We start from the raw sequence: 21,228 nt of genomic DNA, 5'->3' as shown, positions 1-21,228 counted from the left end.
AGGCCAGCTTTGCTGGCCTGTGCGCCTAGCTCTTCGCGTGATACCTACTCGTAGAAGACGAGCGATTCGCCGTCAACGACGGTTTCACCTGCCTGATTGACGACGCGGGTTGCGAGGGTGGCGATGGGTTTGTCTTCGCGCAGTTCGGTGACTTCGACGGTGGTGGTGATGGTATCGTTGATGTAGATTGGTTTGCGGAAGTTGAGACTCTGTTTGAGGTAGATGGTGCCTGGCCCCGGGAGCCGCATGCCAAGCACGGCTGAGATCAGCCCTGCGGCGAGCATGCCGTGGGCAATGCGCCGCCCAAAACGTGAGTCCTCAGCGGCAAGAGCGTCTATATGTACTGGATTCTGATCGCCACTTACGCTCGCAAATAGTACTACATCGGCTTCGGTGATGGTTTTACGCATACTGGCATGTTGCCCGATATGCAGTCGGTGCTCCATTATATGGACCTCCAGGATTGCCAATCATGGGCTGAAGCTGAGGCCGGGGCCGTCAGCCCGTCCGCGCCCCGCTAGGTGTATCGTACTCGGCGCAGTTACGTAGCGTGTGTACGTTTACATGCGGCGCATGGGCACGCCCTGCTCGCTGAGGAAGGCTTTGACCTGGGCGATGGTGTATTCGCCAAAGTGGAAGATCGAGGCGGCCAGGACGGCGTCGGCCCGCCCTTCGGCGAGGCCACGGTACATGTCGTCGGGTGAGCCGGCCCCGCCCGAGGCGATGACGGGCACTGGAACGGCGTCGCTGACGGCTTGCAGCAGTTCGAGGTCGTAGCCCTGTTTTTGCCCATCGGCGTCCATGCTGTTGATGCAGATCTCGCCAGCGCCGAGTTCGACGCCGCGTTTGATCCATTCAATCGCGTCGAGCCCGGTCGGGCGCGGGTTGGCCCCGGTGTGGGTAAAGACCGCCCAGCGCGGTGGTTCGTCGGGCGCATTGATCCGCCGGGCGTCCACCGAGAGCATAATGCACTGACTGCCAAAGCGACGGGCGCCGTCTTCGATCAGTTGGGGGTTGAGCACGGCTGCAGTATTGATCGAGACTTTATCGGCCCCGGCGCGCAACATGCGGTACATATCCTCGACAGTGCGCAACCCGCCACCGACGGTGAGTGGGATAAAGACCTGGGCAGCGGTGCGCTCGACGACCTCGTACATAATCGCCCGCTCGTCGCTTGAGGCGGTGATATCGTAAAAGACCAGTTCATCAGCGCCGGCGGCATCGTAGGCCGCCGCGAGTTCGACCGGGTCACCGGCGTCACGGTGGTTCACAAACGAGACCCCTTTGACGACGCGACCGGCTTTGACATCGAGACACGGAATGATCCGTCGGGTAAGCATGGTGCCATTCTCCTGCGGTAAGGCTTATTTGGGTCGTACCTGGCCTTTGCGTCCTCGTTCTTCACCCTCACTCACCGCTGCCGGGCCACCGGATGCCTCTTCCCGGCGCCGACGGGCTTCATCAACAAGCTGCTTGGTTGCTCGTGCGCCCCAGACGGCAAAGAAGCTGAAGGTGATCATGATTGGTACGATGAGCAGGATCAGACTCAAGCCAAAGAAGACCCCCATCAGCACGAGGGTCACCAGGGTGTAGATCGGACGGCCCATGACCATCAAAAAAGTATTGCGCGCAAGCGTCCGCAGGGTTGGTTGCTCTTGCAGATGCCCCAGCGCCGGCGCGTAGATCAGGGTGGCAAGCCAGAAGAGCAGTATGTAGAACCAGAAGACCACCATGAGGACGCTGAAGATGCTGTCACCACCACCATAAAAATTAAGGTTGAAGATGATCGTGACAAACCCGGTGAGCCAGATGGCGGCCATTATCCAACCCGAGCGGGCGTAGCGTCGCATGCCCTCAAAATAGTCGTTGAGCTTGACGGCGCGCCCATCAACGACTCGGTAGGCTACATAGGATAACCCTGCTGTTGCAGGGCCAGTCGGCAAAATACCGGCCAGCAGCGTCACCCCGGCCAGCAGGGGCTCACCTTCGCCAAGCAAGAAGTTGGCAAAGATCCAGGTCGGGAGACAGAGCAGTGCCCAGATGACGTTGCAGACGGTCAGGACGACAATCTCGTCAAAGAGGTCCCGCACCGCACTGCCAAAGGCTCGAAATGGGTTTGACATGCTTCCTATTATAACAGTTTCTCTAGTTGCGTTCATGCGAGGGCCGTGCTAGAATCAAGCAATAGCGTGTTGAACAAGCTTCCTAATGGGCAGATGAAGATGAAGAATTAAATCAGGCGTACCGGCGTGCCGACTTCAGTCGGCAGAGCCCGAAGCCGACTGAAGTCGGCACTCCCTCATTTAATTTCTAAAAACCATTTGCCCCGACGATATGCCTTATGCCAGAGCAGACACTTCCAAATGAACGCCCGCAATTGATCCCCGGACTTGATCCTGAGGCGACGCCTCTGCTCGGGCTTGGGCTTGGGTTGACCGGGTTGACCCTTGGCTTGCGCCCTCGTTTCGCTGCCGTCCCGCTCGCGCTCACCGCCCTGACTGCGGCCCTCTACCGCGACCCTGAACGCACCACGCCCTACGAGCCCGCGACGCTCTTTGCGGTCGCCGATGGCGTGGTGCTCAATGTTGATGATGTCTACGAGCATCGGTTTATCCATTCCGATTGTCTGCGTATCAGCATTGGCATTAGTGCGCTGAATGTGCCGTTTGTGCGGAGTCCGGTTGCGGGGATGGTGCGCATGGTCGAGCATGTCGCAGGTGAGTTTCGCCCAGTCGGCGATGCCGAGGCCGGTGATCGCAATGATCGCATCTACCTCGGCCTGCACACCGAATGGGGGCCGATCTTGCTGGCGATGATCGCCGGGCCAATTGGCCGACGCCTCGCCTGTCGAGTACGTCCTGGCGATCGTGTTGACGCCGGTACGCGGCTCGGCACCGCTCGTTTTGGCACCCGCGCTGACCTCTATCTGCAACGCGATTCGGCCCGCCTTCAGGTGCAGAGCGGCGCTCGCCTCACGGCTGGCACGAGTCGCCTGGGCATGGTTGTGCCTCTGTGATTGTGCCTTATACGCTGCTTTTTGATGAAGACCGGGGCAGTGGCCCTGGTCTTCCCTTGTTGTTCCAGGCCCTGTACGGGAGCGACTGGCGCATGCCGCCCCCGCCCGCCGAACGTCCCTATACCTTCACCAATTTTGTGGTCTCCCAGGATGGACGCATCTCTTTTGATGAGCCGCACCGTTCTGGCGGTGGCGAGGTGAGCCGCCACGCTCCCCACGATGTTTGGCTGATGGCCTTGATCCGCGCCCGCGCCGATGCGATCTTGACGGGCGGAGGGACGCTGCGGGCCGCGGGCCGCCATCGCTGGACGCCGTGGGAGACGTTTCCGGCTGCCGAGGTGGAACTGGCGGCGCTCCGGGCCGCCGAGGGTCGTCAACCGTTGCCGCTGCTGGTGGTCATCAGTGGCCGCGGCGATCTCCCTGCTACCGCGCCCGCGCTGCATGTGCCTGGTCAACCGTTGCTCATTGCGACCACCGCCGCCGGCGCGGAACGGGTGCGGGCCGCCTTGCCCGACCATCCCAACCTGACGATCGTCGTGGCCCCTGGCGAACGAGTTGACCTTGCCCCGTTGTTACGGAGCCTCCGCGTTGACCACGGCATCACCACGCTGCTCAGCGAGGGAGGGGCGCGTGTCTATGGCGAACTGCTGCGCGATCGCCTGATTGACGAAGTCTTTACCACGCTCAGCCCGATCATCGTCGGCAACCGCGTGCCGCCCGCGCCCCCGCGCACCAGCCTCGTCGAAGGCACCGCCTTTAGCCCTGACGACCCCCCGCGTCTGCATCTGGTGAGCCTGCGGCGCTTTGAGGATTATTTATTTCAACGGGCGATGGTTTTGGACGCAAAGGCGCGAAGTAGTGTGTAACCTAAAATTTCTGATGTTGTTGCGCCCTGGGTGCGCGGGCGGCCCGCCCGCTTCGGGAGCACCAGCGGGCGGGCCGCCCGCGCACCCAGGAAGGTCGGAAAACTTTACTTTAGTCGGCTTCCAACTCAGCCGACTGAAACGCTTGGTGTGAGATCGTTTTTGCCGCACTGGGACGCCACCGAAAAATACCTCTTTCGCCCGATTGCGATGCGGAGGCTACGCGTGTACCGCATCCTGATGCAAAACCGTGTACGAGAACTCACACCAAGCGTTGAAGTCGGCACTACGATGAGCGTAAACTGTAAAGTACGCTGAAACCTTGTCTTTGCGCCTTCGCGCCTTTGCGTCAACATGGGTCAATCTTCCCTACACGCCCCGTGCCCATGCCACGATCGCTTCGGCAACGGCTGCGGGTTGTTCCATCGGTACCATGTGGCCGCCGCTGACTTCGGCGAGATGCGCGTGTGGGGCGTAGCGTTGTAGTTCGACCCAGCTGCGATCGATGATCAGATCTGATTCTGTTCCGCGGATGATGAGCAGCGGGACGTGAATATGCCGCAGGGCGTTCCAGGCGTCAATTGGGGCCAGCCCAAAGATATGTGACTCCCATGCCCGGGGCCAGGCGAGTTCAAAGCCGCCGTCGGGGGCGGGGCGCAGGCCGCCTTCGAGGTAGCCGTCGAACGCCTCTGGGACGAAATTGGCAAAGGCACCGCGCCCGGTGTAGCGCGTCCGGGCTTCGTCGTGACTGGCAAAACGATCCCGTCGCCGCGCTGCGCCCCGCGCCAGGGGGAAGTAGTGCTGCAAGCCGCGTTTGCGCATCACCCAGAGCACCGGCAAGAGCAGGTGCGGCAGCAACACCGGGTCGATCAGGACGAGCCCGCGAAAGCGCTCGGGTTGACGGGCGGCACAGTAGAGGTTCAGAATGCCGCCGAGTGAGTGGCCGACGCCAATAATTGATTCGTTGCCAAAGTAATTCAGATCGGCAGCCAGATCATCTGCTAGATCGTGCCACGAGGTGATGCTTGCAGGTGGGTAAGTGGCACGGAGTGGACGCGGACGATGGCCGATGACGCGAAAATGGGGCGTCAGGGCCTCGGCAAAGGGGCGGTACGTTTCGGGTGGAAAGCCGTTGGCTGGAGCCAGGTGCAGGATCGGCCCCTGGCCTCCAAAGGCAAGGTGATGGGTTGGATGCATAGTTTTTAGCGTCGCAAGCGACCTCGGCGAAGGGCGATTTCAGTGACCCAGAGGGCCAGGGCAAGACTCAGGAACCAGATCCAGAGACCCGCGCTGCTCGTGGTGCGTTCGGCAGGCGCCTCGGCACGTGCGGGCGTCAGTTCTTCACGTATGGTACCACCAGTTACGTCAGCGATCTGCGTGAGCAGCGCCTGCCCAGACTCGGGGTTGGCGAGCAGCCGGTATTCGGCGGGCACAGGTTGCACATAGCCGATCTCGCGCACCTCGCGGGTGCCGTCGTATTGCAGTGCCACCGAGAGCACATAGGCACCGGGGAGACCGAGCGCCAGATCTTGGCTATAACGTCCTGGTGCGCTCTGGCGGAGATCAAAGCTACGCTGGCTGCCGTCGGGCAGGATCGCGCGGGCATTGACGGTCGCCAGATCGAGTGGTTCGCCCCCTGGCAAGACCGCATCAACCACCAGGCGGCTCCCGCCGGGGCGTTGTTCAACCGCGACCTGAATCGGCCCGCTGTCGGGTTCGGGCAGGGTGTAGCGTACCATCTGTGCCCAGAAGCGTTCAAAGCCCGCCCAGGTACGCCACTCGCCTGCCCACGGCGCGCCAATCGTGGGCGTCCAGGCGACCGCACGTCCCAGGCCATACTGCCAGACGGCGAGCAGCGGATCGGCTTCGGGGGCCTCGAGCACCACTTCGGCGGCCTCGCGGGCGGTTGTGGCGACGTAGCCGTTGAGGTCGGGCAGTTCGGCGGGCGCAAAATCGCGGAGCATGGGGTGCGGTTGGCCAAGGTTGGCGCGCATCAGCCCTTCGACCGCAGGATCGGCGCGGGCCAACTCACTCTCGAGCAACGTCAGCCGGGGGATATCTTCGGGCCGATTGGCAAAATAGTAGCGCCCACCGCCAAGCCGGGCCAGTTGATTGAGCAACATCGCATCGGCGTCGTCGCCGATAGCAATCGTTGACAGCGTAATATCGTTGGCGCGGGCGGTCTCCATCAGGCGCTCATAATTGGCGGGATTGTTGGTGAAACTACGCCCATCGGTGAGCAGCACGGCATGGCGCACGCCTGTTGGCTGCAACGCCAGCGCGGGCAGCCCAGTAGCGAGCGAAAGTTCGATATCGGTTCCTCCGCCAATAGGCAGGTTCAGGATTGTTTGCTGGATCTGCGCACGATTGGCCGCCTCGCCGACGCTCTGAAAATCAACGACCCAGAACGTGCCGGTATCAAAGGATAGAATGCCAAGGCGATCGTCTGGCCCGAGGCTCTCGGTCGCGAGAATCGCGGCTTCTTTCGCCATATCAAACTTGCTGACGCCAAAGGCCGAGGACATACTGGCCGAGCGATCAACGATCAAGAGCAGGGCGATCTCGCCGCGCTGCGGGCGCGGGGGCGGGTCCATCTGCACCGGCAAAACCTCTTCGAGCGGGGTGCCTTTGTATTCACCGAGAGTGAAGGAGGTTCGCCCGCCGACAGCGACGAGGCCTTTGCCCTCGCTGCGCACAAACTCGCGGATATTTGCCATCTGTTCGAGCGAGAGCGCCGCTGCCGGTACGTCGATGAGAATCATGCCATCAAAGGCCGCCAGATCGGCCAGGCGGGTGGGCAGTTCAATTGGGCTGATCCGCTGGGTAATAATCGCCTGCCGCTCGAGGGCGTCGGTGAGCAAGATGGCGTCGTCGGCACTGTTGGCAATGACCAGCACGGCGGGCGGCTCGTTGACCACAGCGATGGTGCTGCCGCTATTGTTGGCGGCAAAACTGTCGCCTGCGCCCAGATCAAGCTCGGCCCGCAAACGCATCACCCCAGGGGTGGTTGCCTGGTGACGGAAGGTGAAGCTCTCGTCACCGGCAAAGAGGGTCACGGTCTCGTCGCCAAGCAGGATCTCATCTTGCCACAGCCGCAACTGGCCGGTCACCGAAGCGGTCGGACCAGCGGTACCGGGATGGTAGCGGGTATTGATGGTAATCGGGAACTCTTCGCCGACCCGGAGACGCGCCGGCGCACTGAGGTCAATGATCGTGGCGTCAGGCTGGCGGAGTGGGGCCAGCGGGACGACATCAATGCTCACGCCAGCTTCGGCGGCTATCCGTGCTTCGCGCAGCGGATCAGCGCCGGTTGCCAGGCCATCCGAGAGGAGAAGCACTCTGCCGCCACCGGGCAGCAAGGCCCGTGCGGCCTCTAACCCGGCGGCCAGATCGCTCCCCGATGGATCAGGGAACACCGGTGCATCCTGGGCACTGCTCGGCCCGCTCACCACATCTGCCCCAACATAGAGCACCCGCGCCTGATCGCCTCCCTCACGCGCCAGATTTTCGGCCTGGGCACGGAGCGTCGCGCGCAGGTCGAGGGGCAGGCTGTCGGACTGGTCAACGAGCACGACCAGTGGCCCTGGTGGGGCCGGGGGCGTGCCGAAGACCGGATCAGCGAGCGCGACGATCAGACTGGCAAAGAGCGCCAGCCGTAGCACCAGGATCACCGGATGCATCCGGCGCTGTTGCCGCCACCAGAAGAGCACGACAAGAGGGAGCAGCAAAAGCAACCAGAGCAACAGAGGGTTACGCAAAAACATTATGCCGTGCTTTCACCCGGCGTGCGCCGCCGGTTGTGAACATAGATCCATTCAAACAGCAAAACAACCAGAGCTAGCCCGAGTAGCCAGGGCCACAAGGGCTGACCGCTCTCATCTTCGACTAGCATCTGATCAAGGTCTGGCGCACCTGATGCCGGGAGTCCACGAGGTGTTAGATCTGACTCGGCAGGCGCACCTGCATTGACGGCCAGTTGACCAGTATAGATCAGTTGTTGATTGGCGTATTCTTGCAAGGTGTAGACCCCCGGTAGCGCGAGATCAAGCGCCTGCGTGGCCCCTGGCTCCACCATAAACACCTCGGCGCTCCCATCTGGTCGCCCGAGTTCGATGCGGGTTGTCCGCGGATCGGGTGTAATCACCAGCGCTTCGCCGGCCAATATCGCACCGGGCAGAGCAGGCGGGGTCAGATCGCGCACTGTGCGCGTCAACAGCAAGGGAAACGCAACGCGGCTCGTCAGATTGCCGCGTTCCAGATCAAACGCCCAGACCGCGATTTCGCTGGTTCCGGTACGACCGCGCAGCATCAGGGGCTGATCGCCGCGCACCAAAAGCGTTGCCGCCCACGCGGGGGGCTGGATCACCGCCACTGGCCCGAACTCGACACTATCGAGACTCACCCCTTCAAAGAGAGGCGGCTGACCGTCTGTGATGCGCAGCGCGAGTTGGCCTGGCACGGGTTGGCGTGGCTGCGTGCTCACCTCTAGCAAAGGTGTGCCAGCAGGCGGGTTGATCACCAGCACCCCGCCGGCGGGCCATGTCGTGGGAAGGTAGCCATCAAAGATCGTCAGATCAGGCTCGACCGTCGCCAAGGTACGCCCATAGCTTGTCGGGGTCACCGTGCTCACGGTAAGCCTCGGCACCGCACGCAACGCACGTTGCAGGGTCTCGGGTTGCGCCGAGACAATGGTGACGGCGACTGGTCGCGTCTGGTTCAGGCTGAGCGTTGCCACATCATCAATCGGCAGATCATCGTTGCCATCAAGCTCGGCGCGCAAGATCGCCAGGCCACGCGGCACCGTCCAGGTCAATTCGGTCTCGCCGCGTGGCCTAATCGTGATGACCTGGGCATCAAGCAACTGGTCATCGCCAAAGAGGCGTAAGATCGTCTGCTCTGGCTCGTTGCCATAGTTGACGACGCGGGCATAGACTTGCACTGGCCCGTTGTTGCTGCGCGGGCGGGCGGCGAGCGTAACGAGCGCTCGATTCGCGCGCGGGCCACCAACCGTTACCCATTCAACCGGCACGCTCGTCGCACGGACGGCAAGACTGGCCGCCTGGGTTTCCGGGAGGGCCGCATCGGTCAGCACGACCACCCGAGCCTCGGGGAAACCCTGGAGCGCTGCTTCGGCGAGGGTGAGTGCCCCCGCCAGATCGGTGCCTGTCCCGCCGGCCTGCAGCGCATCGAGTGCCATTAGCAGGCGGGCCATGCTCGCGGGATCAGCCGTATCGAGCAGGCGCGCCTGTGGGCCAGCCTCAAGCAACGTGATCCGGGTGGGCGCGGTTGGGCTATTGATCAAGCGTCGGGCCTCTTCGCGCGCCGCATCGAGGCGTGAGCCGCCGAAGTTGGACGCAGGTGCGGCCATGCTGGTTGACGTATCAAGCACAATCGCCAGATGCCCGGCCTGGCCAAAGAGCGCAAAGCGCCAATGGGGTTGGGCCAGGGCAAGCGCCATCAGCAGGGCAGCCAGCAGATGCAGCAGCAGCAAGAGCGTCAAGGGCAATCGGCGGCGCCGTTGCGCCTCTTGCGGCTGGGGCAAACCCTGCCAAAGCAACAGCGAGGGAACGACAACCCGGCGGCGTCGTTCGCGCAGCATATGCAGCAAGAGAATAACTGGAAGCGTCAATAGGGCAAGCAGGCCAAGCGGCGCGAGCAACGACATAAGAGCCTTCTTTATCGGTCTACTGCAACAACCGACGGGTGCGCAGATAAGGCAACACCATCTTTTCAAGCGGCCAGTGGCTCATCACCGGGGCATAGGTCGCGCCGCGTTGTGCACAGATCCGGGCTACCTCTTCGCGCCAGGCGGCCACCCGCCGTTTGTAGTGGCCCAGCACCTCATCATTCAGCGTCAACTCGATCCGTGCGCCGGTTTCGCTATCCTGCAATTCGAGCGGCCCATCGAGATCGGGTTGCAGATCGCGCTGATCAAGCAGGTGCAAGACAACCGTTTGCCAGCGCGGCGGCGCAACCGAGCGCAATGCTTCTTCTAAATTATCAGGTGATAACAGATCGGAACAGATGACAAGCATGCCGCCAAATGGCCGACTACGGGCATACTGCTTGACCACATGGGCCAGATGGGTTTCGGTCTGGGGCGTAATCTGCTCGATAAACTTGAACATCCGCATCATATTTGCCTTGCCCTGCACCGGCCCGAACGGGCGCTGGGGCGTTGGGCCAAAGGGCACGATATGCAGGCGATCACTATGCGTGAGCGCAAGGTAGCCGAGCGCACCCACAATCTGTTGCGCCAACCGCAGGCGGGACGGCTGGCCGAGCATCATGCTGCGTGACGCATCAAGCAGCAGATGGATATGCACATCTTGTTCGGCATCGCCGAGTTTGACCAGCACATGCGACTGACGCGCATAGGCGTTCCAGTCGACATACCGCAAGTCATCGCCGCTGCTATAGGGACGATGGTCACTAAAAACGGTCGCAGGCAGCCGATGGCGGCTGGGGTGTTCGCCGCTCGCCGGGTTGCCCCGGAGTGTCCGCTGGGCCTGGAGGCTCATCCGTTGCATGCGGCGCAGGAAGGCTTCATCAAAGAGCGGCCCGTGGGGGTTGGTATGGCCTTGCCCTTGGCTTGAGCGTGCCGGGGCATCGGCAGTGCGCCGCTTACGGCGAAAAATAGTCTTGAACCACATCTCGTAGATCCGCCGGGATACGCAACGGGTCGTCACCAATTTCGACCCGTTGACTACTCTGACCGCCACGTTCAAACCCGCCACGCGGATTAGCCGTACCGGCCTCCGTTGCGGCTTCGTTGCCGCTGCCCTGAGCTGGCTGATTGCCTTGCCCCGCACCATCGAGTTCGAGCGGCACGCCGTCCACCCCGAGGCGGTCACTACTGCGCTCACGCTGGGCACCGGGCTGGGCCGTCTGCCCGGCACCGCCACCCGCACCAGCAGCGGCATTCTCATCTTCCCCATTCGTTTCGCCCTGATTGCCCTGCCCCTGGCCGAGTTGCTCGACCGTATCGGCCAATTGCTCAAAGCCCGCTTCCGGGGTACTGCTCCCCGGCGCAAGTGCATCGGCACTTTCACGAAGCTGCTCGGCCACCTCGGGATTGGTTGGCGCAAGCTGATCGGCGGCGGCGCGTAAATCCTGGGCCAGCTCGGCGCGCGTCTGACTGGTCAGCCCGCTGGCCTGGGTGGCCAGATCGCGGAGTTGTTGGGCGGCCTGGTCAGGATTGCCCTGATCGATTGAATCGGCAGCGGGTCGGGTAAGACCCTGATCGCGCAACGCATTGGCGAGCGCTTCGAGCGCAGCGGCATTCGCGAGCTCATTCTGGCTGGCCTGATTCTCCTGTGGCTCGTCCGCCTCGGGAGGCTGCGGCTCGGGCGGGGCCGCCTCATCGGCAGGGCTACGCACCGGTGGGGTGACCAGCCCTGGCAGCGGTTCTGCTCCAGATTGGGGAAGGGTAGAGCCCACGCCAGCCATGATCAACAGGCCCCCGAGCAGCAACGCCAGGGCCACGACGAGGCCCAGTTCAGCCCAGGGGAAGGCTCGATGGGCCATCACGCGGCGCCTGATCTGGTTCATCGTACGGCGCGACTGCTCATTGAGATATGCCGCCACGCCTTCGCTTGCGGGATCGACTTCGAGCGCCGTCGCCAACTGATCGTGCAACTGAAAGCGCCGGTCGAGGCGACGGGCCACCTCGTGGCTGGACATCCGTGGGCGCAACACCAGCAAGGCCCCGACCGCCACGCAGATCAACGTCAGCGTCGAGACCCACGTCCACATCAGCGACCAGCCGAGCAGCAACTGCAGACCAAGGGCGAGGCAAGCCACCGACAGGGCTAGCCCGCTTGCCCGCAGCAGAATCCGCACCCCACGGCGCGCCCAGCGATCACTGGCGAGGCGTTCAAGTTGTGTCTGAAGGGAAAGGTTACTCACCGTAACAGTATACCTGTCCTGAGTAACTCACGTCAAAGCGAAAAATGCGGTCAAGTCACCAGACTAAAGAGCACAACCCCATATTGCCACTGGGCACGCAGGCGCAACCCGGCCAGGGCAAAGAGGCGATTCACTTCGGCCAGTGCGGGGAAAGCCACCCCACCGGCCCCGAGCAAGCCCTGGAGGGCGCGGGTGGGCAACTCCTCAGCCTGGACGAGATTCATCAACACACAGCGTCCCGTGGGATCGAGCACACGGCGCAGTTCACGCAGGGCGGTCGGAATATCGCCGATCTCATTGAGCGAGCCACCCATCGCCATCGTCGCAGCTGCACCAGGGGCAAAGGGCAACGCCTGGGCTTTGGCGCGCACATAGGTAATGCGCAGCCCCTCGGCGAGGGCATACGTACGCGCCTGTTGCAACATCGCCAGCGAATGGTCAAGGCCAATCACATGTCCGGGCGTCCCATGGCGCGCCTGTTCAAGCGTGCGCGCATAGAGACCATTCGAGCAAGCGACATCAACAATCAGGCCACCGCGCTCAGGCATCGTCAACCCGACCAGCAGGGGCAGCTCACGGCTATAATCGAACGGCTCACCGGCGAGCAACGACAACGACTGGGGCCGCCAAGTACGTTCATAGCCCCAGGCTGCGACCGGCAGCACATTCGCCAGTTGGGCAATGCTCTCGGGCATCAGCGGGGTACCAAGGAGATCGACCAGGCCCTCGCGGATAGTCGCGCGCATCCCGCACGTCGGACAGCGCAACTCACCTGTGATCAGTTCACCCTGATCATCGTATTCGGCCCCTTCGATCAACTCAAGCAGCATCTCGGGATGCTGCGGACAAGTCAGATATTGCAACGCCTCAACATACATACAGCAACCAGTTTCCTCTCGCGGTTCACCTTAAGTATCCATCAGCAACACACCAACTTCCTTCGGTTCCATCAACTGGCCTTCTTCGACCAGGGCCAAGAAGAGATCGAGCAACTGCGGATCCCATTCACGTCCCTGGCCCTCACGAAGGCGGCGCAGCGTCTCGGGGAGGCCAAGGGCCTTCCGGTAGGGGCGGTCGGTCATCATCGCATCATAGGCATCCACAATAGCCACAATGCGTGCCCCAATCGGGATTGCCTCACCGGCCATCCCACTCGGATAGCCACTCCCGTCCCAGCGCTCGTGGTGATGGCGAATAATCGGCCCTACGTCAGCGGCAAAGCGCATCGGTTGAATAATGCGTGCCCCATATTCGGGATGCTTCTTGATCTGCTCATACTCTTCGTTTGTCAACTTGCCTGGTTTGCGCAGGATTGCGTCATCAACCGAGATTTTGCCGATATCGTGCAACAGACCGCCAAAACGGATCGCCTTGAGTTGCTCGGCGGGAATATGGGCGGCAACGGCGAGTTGTTCGCTATAGCTCGACAGACGGCGCAGATGGCTTTCGGTGTACGAGTCTTTGGCCTCGACGGCGAGTGCCAACATAAAAATGACATGCTCGGTGCGTTCAAGTTGGTCAGTCAGCCGTTTGACCCGCAGTTGTGAACTGATGCGTGCGCGCAACAGGCTATGGTCAAACGGCTTGGTGAGAAAGTCATCAGCCCCAACTTCGAGACCGCGCTGGCGATGTTCGCGATCATCCAGGCCAGTCAGCATCGTGACGGGAATGAGGGCGGTTGCCTCATTATCTTTCAAGCGTTGACACACCGCGAAGCCATCCAGCATTGGCATCGTCACATCAAGCAAAATCAGGTCGGGAGCCTCGCGTTCCACCATTTCGAGTGCTTCTAGCCCATTTGATGCGGTAATTGGTGTATAGTGATCGCGCTTGAGTGTACGTACCAGCAGGTTGACGATGGCTGGATCATCATCAACAACCAGAATCTTGGCTGACACGTCCGTCCCTTTCTCGAAGGTGGCATAGAAGCCGCCCCCTAATTTCCCGAAGATGCTAGGAGGGATCAGTGGGTTACCATCATGGCAAAGCATCTTCCATGATTTGCTGTATTGTACTCTATGATAACACGCTCATGGTACCATGCTGTAACATGCTTCGCGCATAAGCTGCCGCCCTGAAAAGCGATGCTAGCGAAAACGGCCAACGAAGTTGGCCGTTTTCGCTAGCATCGCTTCTTGCTACAGCACCGGTGGGGTGTTCGACGTTCCATCACAGAGGGCCTCCATCGTCTCACGGAGCTTGACGAGATCAAGACCCTGATAGTGATTTGGCAGGCTCAGCAGACGCCGACGGCTCTTGGCCCAGTTCAGGGCGAGGCCGCGCCGGTTGCCCTGTTGCCATTTGACGAGGGCTGCCGCAGTCTGGATGATGGCCTTGTAAAACATCGCCGCTTCGCCCTCAACCCGCAGCCAGCAATACTCCCACTGTTCGTGGGCATGCCAGTAATGGCCGGCATTGAAGAGCCTGAGGCCCTCACGGTAAGCGCCTTCAAGGTGCTCGATGTCCTCACTCATCGGTACGGATCCTACGAATCAGCCAGGGGAAGGCGGAAGCCTTCCCCTGGTATCTGCGTACCCTCACTGGTCAACTGCTCACTTAGCCGCTGCAGCTGCCGCAACCACCCCCGCTGCTCGCCTCGCCGCCGTCATTGGCCGTCCGGAACGAATGTCCACAGCCACAGCTTGAAACGGCATTCGGGTTCTCAATCTTGAAGCCACCACCCATCAGACTATCAACATAGTCAATGGAAGCGCCCAGCAGATAGTTGGCGCTGATCGGATCAACCAGTACCCGCAGGCCACTGGCATCAAACTGACTATCGCCTTCACGTACTTCGTCGTCAAACGTCATCCCGTACTGCATCCCCGAGCACCCACCCCCCGACACAAAAACGCGCAGAGAGTACCCCTCGAGTTGCTTCTCGTCCATCATTGCCAGCAGACGGCTTGATGCGGTCTCGCTCACCACGAGCATCGGAGTGGCCTCGGCCACCGCGGTTAGGGTGTGTTCCATCGTTGCCATGTGCAACTCCTCTTCAACCTGATATTTTATGCCACTACCATTGCTCACATGTTTGAGCAGGGAGGTTCGAAGGGAAGTATACCAGAGATCAGCCGCTATTGCTAGGGGTTTCTTGTGAAAGTCGTCGCATCTTTGCTCGTTAGCCAGGGTTTCAGGCTATTTTTCAGTGCCGAGGCACACACCGTATCCAGATACGCTTGAGCTATTTCCTGTTTTCTATCTCCTAAATCCTTGCCTTACGGCGTGACGACGATGTAGATTCGGCCTCGGGTTGGCTGGGCGGCGTCCATCTGGGCGGTCAGACGGGTAAATGCCTCGCCATACTTCTGCTGGAGCGCAGCGATGGCGGATGCCTCCTCGTGTGGCTCGAGTACACGGGCGTGCCCTGGCAAGGCCGGCCCTTGGACATTGCCAATCTGGTCACTCGGCGCAACCAGCACCGCTGGGTTGGCGCTCAGCCGTTTTGCCTTGCCCGCCTGCGCACCGGTGGTCAGGTAGAGGTTACCTCCAGCCTCGGCAAACCAGACGGTGGTTGGCACGGCGGCACCAGTGCGGCGGTAGGTCGTCAGAACGATAAACTCTGCCCCATGCAAGGGCATAAAGTGGGACGCGGGTGTCTCAGACATACAGGCACACTCCTTGATAAGCTTCACGGCATTGGTTGTGATGCGCCACGATGGTGCAGGCGAACGATAGGGATCGTGCGCGCCGTGCGACTGCGGTAGCGCTCATAGTTTGGATTCTCGGTTGTTAGCACTGCCCAGAGCCGCTCGTACTCGGCGCCTTCGACGACCGTAGCGCTCACGGGCAGAGTCTGCCCACGATCAGTCACGAGGGCGTGCGCTCGCGCCTGGAGGTTATGATACCATGCCGGGTGGGCATCGGCACCACCGTACGAGCCGATGACAACATAGGCGCCGCCGTCTTGCACACTATAGAGCGGCACCGTGCGCATCTGCCCACTCTTGCGACCAATCGTGGTAAGCAGAATAATGTGGTCGCCGACATTGAGCAGCCGACCGTGCGACAGTCGGTAGATCAGCGTGTGGATGAACATCGCCAACTGCAGCAAACGCTTGCTGAAAGACACCATACGGAAACCTCCAGGTATAGGGTTGAACATCGGCGCGGTCGTTCATATCGTGCGTGACGCCTTGCTTGTAGCGCAATGTATGCTTACTCTTGATTGCGCTGAAACCGAGCAATACGCTGGGTAAGGTCAAGCACAATATCTTGAATGGCAGTCAAATCCTGGTTGCTGATAAATGATGCTAATTCAGCATGTATTTCTTGCATATCTGGGCTGTAATAGAACATGAGCGTCGCCACGTCGTTTTCATACAAGCCAACTCGGGCAAAATCACCTTGTCGATAGAGCGAGGGAAGGGCATATAATTTCAGAAGAAGCAGACCTTTTACGGTCGCTGAGGTAATTGTTCGCTCAAAAAACGGCTGCGGGGTTGTGTGATACGTTTGAACGTGGGCAAAGAGTGGGTTCTTGGTTAACAGGAAATCGATTTGAAGGTTTTGATATGTGCCGCGAGCAAAATACTCGCTCTGGTTGGTGAGCTTGATTTCTGGTAATTTTTGCAGGGCTGTCACATTGAGAATAAGGTCGATATCCTCAGTGTTTCTCCCTTGAATATATTGAAGCAAGGCAATACCACCAACAAGAACATAGTTCATCTTTCTCTCATCGAGCAGGCTGAACAAGTTGTCGACAGATTGGAGGAGGTCTTCCATAGGCCTTGGGCTTCCTTGCCATTGTTGGGCATGAAACAGACGAGCATGTTGGACAACCTTGCCAATATGGATACGTGTTTGTGTTGTCATATCTACGCCAAAAACTTTGCGCCTTTGCGCCTTTGCGTCAAAAAACTTCCTTAGGCAAGGTTTCAGGTTACTTTACAGTTTAGAGGCATCCATCGCGTCCTGATGCGCTCGGCTATTTCCTATTTTCTAGCTCCTAAATCCTTGTCTTATGTGTAAAGGATTGGCTTTAGGTCGGCAGGATAAAGGGATTGTTTGGGTCAGGAAAAAGATCGTTCACCGCCATACGCCAATGAGGGACAGCTGGTTCTGCCTCGGCAATCTCACCACGACGGTAGATCGTTGGCTTGGTTGGGTCTGTCGCACGGTAGACGCGCACGACCTCTTCATTGAGCAGATCAACATCCCATACAACAACGGTACCTGCGGCAAAGTAATCTGTTCGCTTTTGCGCCAACTGTGCTTCTGCTTGTGACCCATAGTCACCTTCGCTTCGCACCTCCACCGCAAACACGGGAGCCCCTTCAAAAAAGCGCATGCCAGCTTCGGGACCAACATAATACGCTGCATCAGGGCTAAACGAGCTTCGATGCGGCAGATACACCCGGAAGCCTCGATTGTCACCAACCGCTCGTCCGTGACCAACTTGTTTGCTGTAGGCACGGAGAGCCACGAAAATTTCGTCAGCGGCATAGCCTGGTGCTTCGCCTGTCGGTGACATGATCTGAATTTCTCCATCAACCAATTCAGCCTTCGCGTTCTCGGGCAGGTGATACAAATCTTCAATTGTTGCGGTGGTACGAGTACGCATACCTCCTCCTTTCGTATCACGTTGCCACTATTGTACGTAAGAAGCACCGTAGGAGCAAACAAGATACCGTGATGATTGTCAAGCGGCAATGGCGAAGCTGGGTGCCTTCGGCGCGCAGGCATACAGTTCCGGACGCGGCGGTCAGACCTCACAGGTCTGCTCGTCCGCGCATGTAATGCTTGAGCTTAGCCGCGCCGCTGTGCCGTTGACAGGTCGAGATGGGGGCGGCACGCGACGGCCTTGAATGCAACCGCAGGGTTGCGATCACGTAGCGGCGGTCTAGAGCGCGATGCTGGGCCGGGGATCGGATAGGCGATGGGCGTTTGTCGATCTGCGCTGACATCGAAGTGCATATGGACGGGCACTTCCTAACGCGGCGAGCGATTTGAGCTAACCTGCCACAATGTGTCAGGTTGAGCGAATTGTTAGGCATCAGAGCCAGCGCCTTACTGAAAGCATGTATTTCAAATACGTTTCCCCGAAGGTCTGCTGCAGCATGCGCTCTTCAGGTTTTATCTGGTAGTTTGTCATGTAGACGCAAAATGCGGGAACCATTGCTAATGCCACAATTGATCCAGTAAGCGTAATGATGCTCAGTAGTGCTAGTGCCATTCCTACATACATGGGGTTCCGACTATAGCGGAAGATTCCTGTACTAACCACTGTGGATGCGGAGTTCGGCTTTAGAGGATTAACACTAGTTTTTGCGCATCGAAATTCAAAGACGCCAGCAAGGGCGACGCTCACGCCAAGAAGTGCTATAAGAAACGATGCTAGGTAACGTCCTGCGAAATCAACGCGAGCGATCGGCGTTAACTTTGCTAAGATAATAGCCGCTACAGCAAAAATGGCAAGTACGACGACAGGGGGTATTTTTAACTCTAGAGACCGCATAGTGTCAATTTCTGTGGTTTGCGAACTTTGTGAACGCAGCCATCTCAAACGTGTTCCTCTATTCGTTGCCCGACCCTAATGATCATATAGCTCTGCTATTCTGTCAACGCTCACGAAGCGTTATCGCTACGTTCAGTTCATCAGTTGAAAACTGATCCACCTTAAGCTGCAGCGCGTGAACAATGTCGTGCTCGGTGTTAAGATTGGCACCATGAACCATGTACCCCTTGGCACGAAGGGTTGTGACGACCGCATCGGTCAGGCATTCGCGTGGCAGATGGGCGACGTGGGCAGCACCCAATGTCATCCAGCCAAGGACATGCTGGAGCCACAGGCTTGCTTCCATCCACGGCGGTGGGGGACGAAAGAAGAACCCCGTGCGTATCTGAGCGTCACATGTGCGGAGTGCGGTCAGCAGAGGGATGTGTTCCGACGTTATTTCCACGTCGTTGCGCATCCCAAACCGGTCAAGGTGTGCATGGACGCATGGCACAAGGCGACGATCGGGCGTCCGTAACTCCAGTTCAAGCTGAACCTGGCCACGGGTCAGTTCCAACACCTGGTCAAGCGTGGGGATGCGGAGTCCAGCGAAACGCGAGTGAAACCAGTGCCCAGCGTCCAAAGCTTGCAGTGCATCGAGCGAATGATCGCTGATGGCCCCAGTGCCAGTGGTCGTCCGTCCAAGATAGTAGTCATGATGGATGACAAGCGCACCATCGGCGGTCAGGTGGACATCGCACTCGATAGCGTCTGCTCCACAGCTGATTGCGGCCTCAAAGGCAGGGATAGTGTTTTCTGGTGCGACACGGGCATGCCCACGATGTGCGACAATACGGGTTTTCATTGGTCTTGTCCTCGCCATTGTCGTTGAACAGCCGAGGCACACGAACGGATGGCATCAGGCGTGGGCGCCACGCAAATAAGCTCACGTCAAGCCCCCAAGGGTTAGCGCACCTACGCCAAAAACTTTGCGCCTTTGCGTCAGAAAAACCGCTTTATTTGCAAAGGATTGGCTTTAGGCCGGCAGGATAAAGGGATTGTTTGGGTCAGGAAAAAGATCATTCACCGCCATACGCCAATGAGGGACAGCTGGTTCAGCCTCTCGTATCACGTTGCCACTATTGTATGTAAGAAGCACCGCAGGAGCAATCAACTACATAACCTTGCTCGACCAGACCTCACAAGTCTGGTCGAGCAAGGTTATGTAAGCCAAACATCGCTGCAACTATCAGGCCATCACCCGGTCAATGACCATGACGGCAAACAAAAGGGCGAGATAGAGCAGGCTGTACTTGTAGAGGCCCCAGATGCTCGCCTGATCGCCGCGCTTCCAGACGTGCCACGCTGATTGCAGAAAGAGTGCGCCGAGCAGCGCGGCCCCGCCAAAGTAGATCCACCCCATCGCGCCGATTGCCGTGAGCAAGAGGCTGAGCGCCACCAGGATGACGGAATAGACCAGGATTTGCCAGCGGGTCTCACCTTCACCAGCGACGACGGGCAGCATCGGCACCCCTGCCCGCGCATAGTCTTTCTGCTTGACCAGCGCCAGCGCCCAGAAATGGGGCGGCGTCCAGTAAAAGACAATCGCAAAGAGCAGCAGGGCCGCCACGCTCAACTCACCTGTGACGGCGGTCCAGCCAACCAGCGGCGGGAGCGCACCGGCCCCGCCACCGATCACAATATTTTGCCAGGTGCTCCGCTTGAGCCACTGGGTATAGAACCAGGCATAGTAAAAAATGCCGAGGGTCGAGACCAGCGCTGCGAGCGGGGTGGTAAAGGCCAGCATCACTACAACCGAGAGCGCACTCAAGACGAACCCGAAGATCATCGCATTGCGCCGCGAGATTCGTCCCGAAGGGACAGGCCGCCGGCTGGTACGCCCCATATTGATATCAATATCGCTATCGAACGCGCAGTTGATGGCCCCGGCCCCGCCTGCCGCCAGATAGCCGCCGATCATCGTCCAGAAGACTAACCAGAGCGATGGTGAGCCTGCCTCGGTAAGGTACATCGCCCCGGCCGTCGTCACCAGCAGCAACGAGATGACTTTGGGTTTGGTGAGGCTGAGATAATCTTTCCAGAGCGGCGGTGCTTCATCGGTGGCTGGCCGTGCGGCAACTACGGGCATGGTTGCGGGCAACGGGCGGCGCAGCGCGAGCACGGCGAGGGCGAGGGTCGCCCCCCAGACAAGCGCGGCGAGGCCGACGCCCATGCCAGCCGCGGCTGGTGGCAACAAGATGAGCGGCACTTCAACAAGGATCAAGAGCAGTACCGCCGTAGCGACGCCAATAAGCAGATGATCACCGCGCCGCGAACGCCACGTCTGCCAGAACGTCCCGCTGGCAAGCATCCCGGCCATTGCTACGGCTCCTCCTGCATTGATGGGCAGGATAGAAGCCGCACTGGTGGCTGGGTCATCAAGAATGCGCGCACTCAGCGCGAGGGCAAGCACCCCCGTTGCGCCTGCCGTCCACCAGGCAAGTCCACTCAAGCGCCGTGCTTCACGGGTGGCCCGCCCACCTGCGCGCGTTGTCGGCAGAGGCTGCAGCAGCGCTACCGTCCCGACGGCTTGTGCGCCAAGCATCAGCAGCGCGAGCCCCAGGTGAACCTGATTAATTGCTTCATAGAGACCCAGGGTGACCATGATGCCACCGGCAGCCACCTCGACCAGCCCGAAGAGCGGTGCGATCAGCAAGGGAAGCCGCACCCACCGATCGAGGTCGGGACGCCGCCAGACCATCACGGCAATGAACAGCGCCACAACCATTGCTATGGCAACAAGGAGGCGGTGCCCAAACGCGAGCCAGAGGGCCGGCGTAGCCGGGCTAGTGAACAACTCGGCACAGAGCGGCCAGCCGGTACAGACGCCGGCACTTTCGGTGGCACTGACCAGGCCACCCGACACGATGGCGACCAGCGTCAACAAGGAACCGATCACCGCACTTCGACGTAACAACGTATCTGGCATATCGTCACCGTAGAGA

Annotated in this window: 21 protein-coding genes; 2 read left to right on the top strand and 19 right to left on the bottom strand. The window is 59.9% G+C overall.

Going from position 1 to position 21,228, the window contains the following annotated elements; genetic code table 11:
- Nucleotides 1–44 precede the first annotated feature (44 nt).
- The 3 genes from EKD05_RS06290 to EKD05_RS06280 form a co-directional block, all read right to left on the bottom strand.
- Complete coding sequence (locus EKD05_RS06290) at nt 45–446, bottom strand: MaoC family dehydratase (RefSeq protein WP_129671592.1); 402 nt, start codon at nt 444–446, stop codon at nt 45–47.
- Between the two features lie 114 nt (nt 447–560).
- Nucleotides 561–1,340, bottom strand: coding sequence for an imidazole glycerol phosphate synthase subunit HisF (hisF, locus tag EKD05_RS06285; RefSeq protein ID WP_129671591.1), 780 nt, complete (start codon nt 1,338–1,340; stop codon nt 561–563).
- Between the two features lie 24 nt (nt 1,341–1,364).
- Nucleotides 1,365–2,123 carry a hypothetical protein gene (locus tag EKD05_RS06280; protein ID WP_129671590.1) on the bottom strand — a complete coding sequence of 253 codons (759 nt, stop codon included), beginning with the start codon at nt 2,121–2,123 and terminating at the stop codon, nt 1,365–1,367.
- A 218-nt stretch (nt 2,124–2,341) separates the two neighbouring features.
- Between EKD05_RS06280 and EKD05_RS06275 the strand changes: the two genes are divergently transcribed.
- Nucleotides 2,342–3,016, top strand: a complete 675-nt coding sequence (locus EKD05_RS06275; RefSeq protein WP_129671589.1) for a phosphatidylserine decarboxylase — start codon at nt 2,342–2,344, stop codon at nt 3,014–3,016.
- Nucleotides 3,013–3,882: a dihydrofolate reductase family protein gene (locus EKD05_RS06270; RefSeq protein ID WP_129671588.1), complete on the top strand. Its 870-nt coding sequence runs from the start codon at nt 3,013–3,015 to the stop codon at nt 3,880–3,882. The genes EKD05_RS06275 and EKD05_RS06270 overlap by 4 nt, the downstream gene beginning before the upstream one ends.
- 366 nt (nt 3,883–4,248) lie before the next feature.
- Here the strand turns inward: EKD05_RS06270 and EKD05_RS06265 are convergent, their stop codons facing one another.
- The 16 genes from EKD05_RS06265 to EKD05_RS06190 form a co-directional block, all read right to left on the bottom strand.
- On the bottom strand, nt 4,249–5,076 hold the full coding sequence (locus EKD05_RS06265; protein WP_129671587.1) for an alpha/beta fold hydrolase: 828 nt from the start codon (nt 5,074–5,076) through the stop codon (nt 4,249–4,251).
- 5 nt (nt 5,077–5,081) lie between these two features.
- Nucleotides 5,082–7,643 carry a glutamine amidotransferase gene (locus tag EKD05_RS06260; RefSeq protein WP_129671586.1) on the bottom strand — a complete coding sequence of 854 codons (2,562 nt, stop codon included), beginning with the start codon at nt 7,641–7,643 and terminating at the stop codon, nt 5,082–5,084.
- Nucleotides 7,643–9,544 carry a VWA domain-containing protein gene (locus EKD05_RS06255; RefSeq protein ID WP_129671585.1) on the bottom strand — a complete coding sequence of 634 codons (1,902 nt, stop codon included), beginning with the start codon at nt 9,542–9,544 and terminating at the stop codon, nt 7,643–7,645. Before EKD05_RS06255 ends, EKD05_RS06260 begins: the two co-directional genes overlap by 1 nt.
- 19 nt (nt 9,545–9,563) lie before the next feature.
- Nucleotides 9,564–10,532: a DUF58 domain-containing protein gene (locus EKD05_RS06250; RefSeq protein WP_129671584.1), complete on the bottom strand. Its 969-nt coding sequence runs from the start codon at nt 10,530–10,532 to the stop codon at nt 9,564–9,566.
- Nucleotides 10,504–11,787 (bottom strand): hypothetical protein, encoded by a 1,284-nt coding sequence (locus EKD05_RS06245; RefSeq protein WP_129671583.1) that lies wholly within the window; start codon nt 11,785–11,787, stop codon nt 10,504–10,506. Before EKD05_RS06245 ends, EKD05_RS06250 begins: the two co-directional genes overlap by 29 nt.
- Nucleotides 11,788–11,837: 50 nt before the next feature.
- Nucleotides 11,838–12,665, bottom strand: a complete 828-nt coding sequence (locus EKD05_RS06240; RefSeq protein ID WP_129671582.1) for a class I SAM-dependent methyltransferase — start codon at nt 12,663–12,665, stop codon at nt 11,838–11,840.
- A gap of 30 nt (nt 12,666–12,695) precedes the next feature.
- Nucleotides 12,696–13,685: an HD-GYP domain-containing protein gene (locus EKD05_RS06235; RefSeq protein WP_129671581.1), complete on the bottom strand. Its 990-nt coding sequence runs from the start codon at nt 13,683–13,685 to the stop codon at nt 12,696–12,698.
- 240 nt (nt 13,686–13,925) lie between these two features.
- Entirely contained in the window at nt 13,926–14,261 is a 336-nt protein-coding gene (locus EKD05_RS06230) for a DUF309 domain-containing protein (RefSeq protein WP_129671580.1), read from the bottom strand.
- An 82-nt stretch (nt 14,262–14,343) separates the two neighbouring features.
- Entirely contained in the window at nt 14,344–14,769 is a 426-nt protein-coding gene (gene erpA, locus EKD05_RS06225) for an iron-sulfur cluster insertion protein ErpA (protein WP_129671579.1), read from the bottom strand.
- 236 nt (nt 14,770–15,005) lie between these two features.
- Nucleotides 15,006–15,395, bottom strand: coding sequence for a PPOX class F420-dependent oxidoreductase (locus EKD05_RS06220; RefSeq protein ID WP_129671578.1), 390 nt, complete (start codon nt 15,393–15,395; stop codon nt 15,006–15,008).
- A 23-nt stretch (nt 15,396–15,418) separates the two neighbouring features.
- Nucleotides 15,419–15,862, bottom strand: coding sequence for a nitroreductase family deazaflavin-dependent oxidoreductase (locus EKD05_RS06215; protein ID WP_165360612.1), 444 nt, complete (start codon nt 15,860–15,862; stop codon nt 15,419–15,421).
- Between the two features lie 83 nt (nt 15,863–15,945).
- Nucleotides 15,946–16,512: a hypothetical protein gene (locus tag EKD05_RS06210; protein WP_240695661.1), complete on the bottom strand. Its 567-nt coding sequence runs from the start codon at nt 16,510–16,512 to the stop codon at nt 15,946–15,948.
- Between the two features lie 256 nt (nt 16,513–16,768).
- Nucleotides 16,769–17,350, bottom strand: a complete 582-nt coding sequence (locus EKD05_RS06205) for a Uma2 family endonuclease (RefSeq protein WP_129671575.1) — start codon at nt 17,348–17,350, stop codon at nt 16,769–16,771.
- A 432-nt stretch (nt 17,351–17,782) separates the two neighbouring features.
- Nucleotides 17,783–18,244, bottom strand: a complete 462-nt coding sequence (locus EKD05_RS06200; RefSeq protein WP_129671574.1) for an isoprenylcysteine carboxylmethyltransferase family protein — start codon at nt 18,242–18,244, stop codon at nt 17,783–17,785.
- Nucleotides 18,245–18,347: 103 nt separating this feature from the next.
- Nucleotides 18,348–19,088, bottom strand: coding sequence for a glycerophosphodiester phosphodiesterase family protein (locus EKD05_RS06195; protein ID WP_165360611.1), 741 nt, complete (start codon nt 19,086–19,088; stop codon nt 18,348–18,350).
- 384 nt (nt 19,089–19,472) lie between these two features.
- Nucleotides 19,473–21,212, bottom strand: a complete 1,740-nt coding sequence (locus EKD05_RS06190; protein ID WP_129671572.1) for a heme o synthase — start codon at nt 21,210–21,212, stop codon at nt 19,473–19,475.
- Nucleotides 21,213–21,228: the final 16 nt, after the last annotated feature.

This window comes from Candidatus Chloroploca sp. Khr17, from assembly GCF_004138165.1.
Classification (GTDB): domain Bacteria; phylum Chloroflexota; class Chloroflexia; order Chloroflexales; family Chloroflexaceae; genus Chloroploca.
This window is presented reverse-complemented; position numbering and strand designations above follow the sequence as displayed.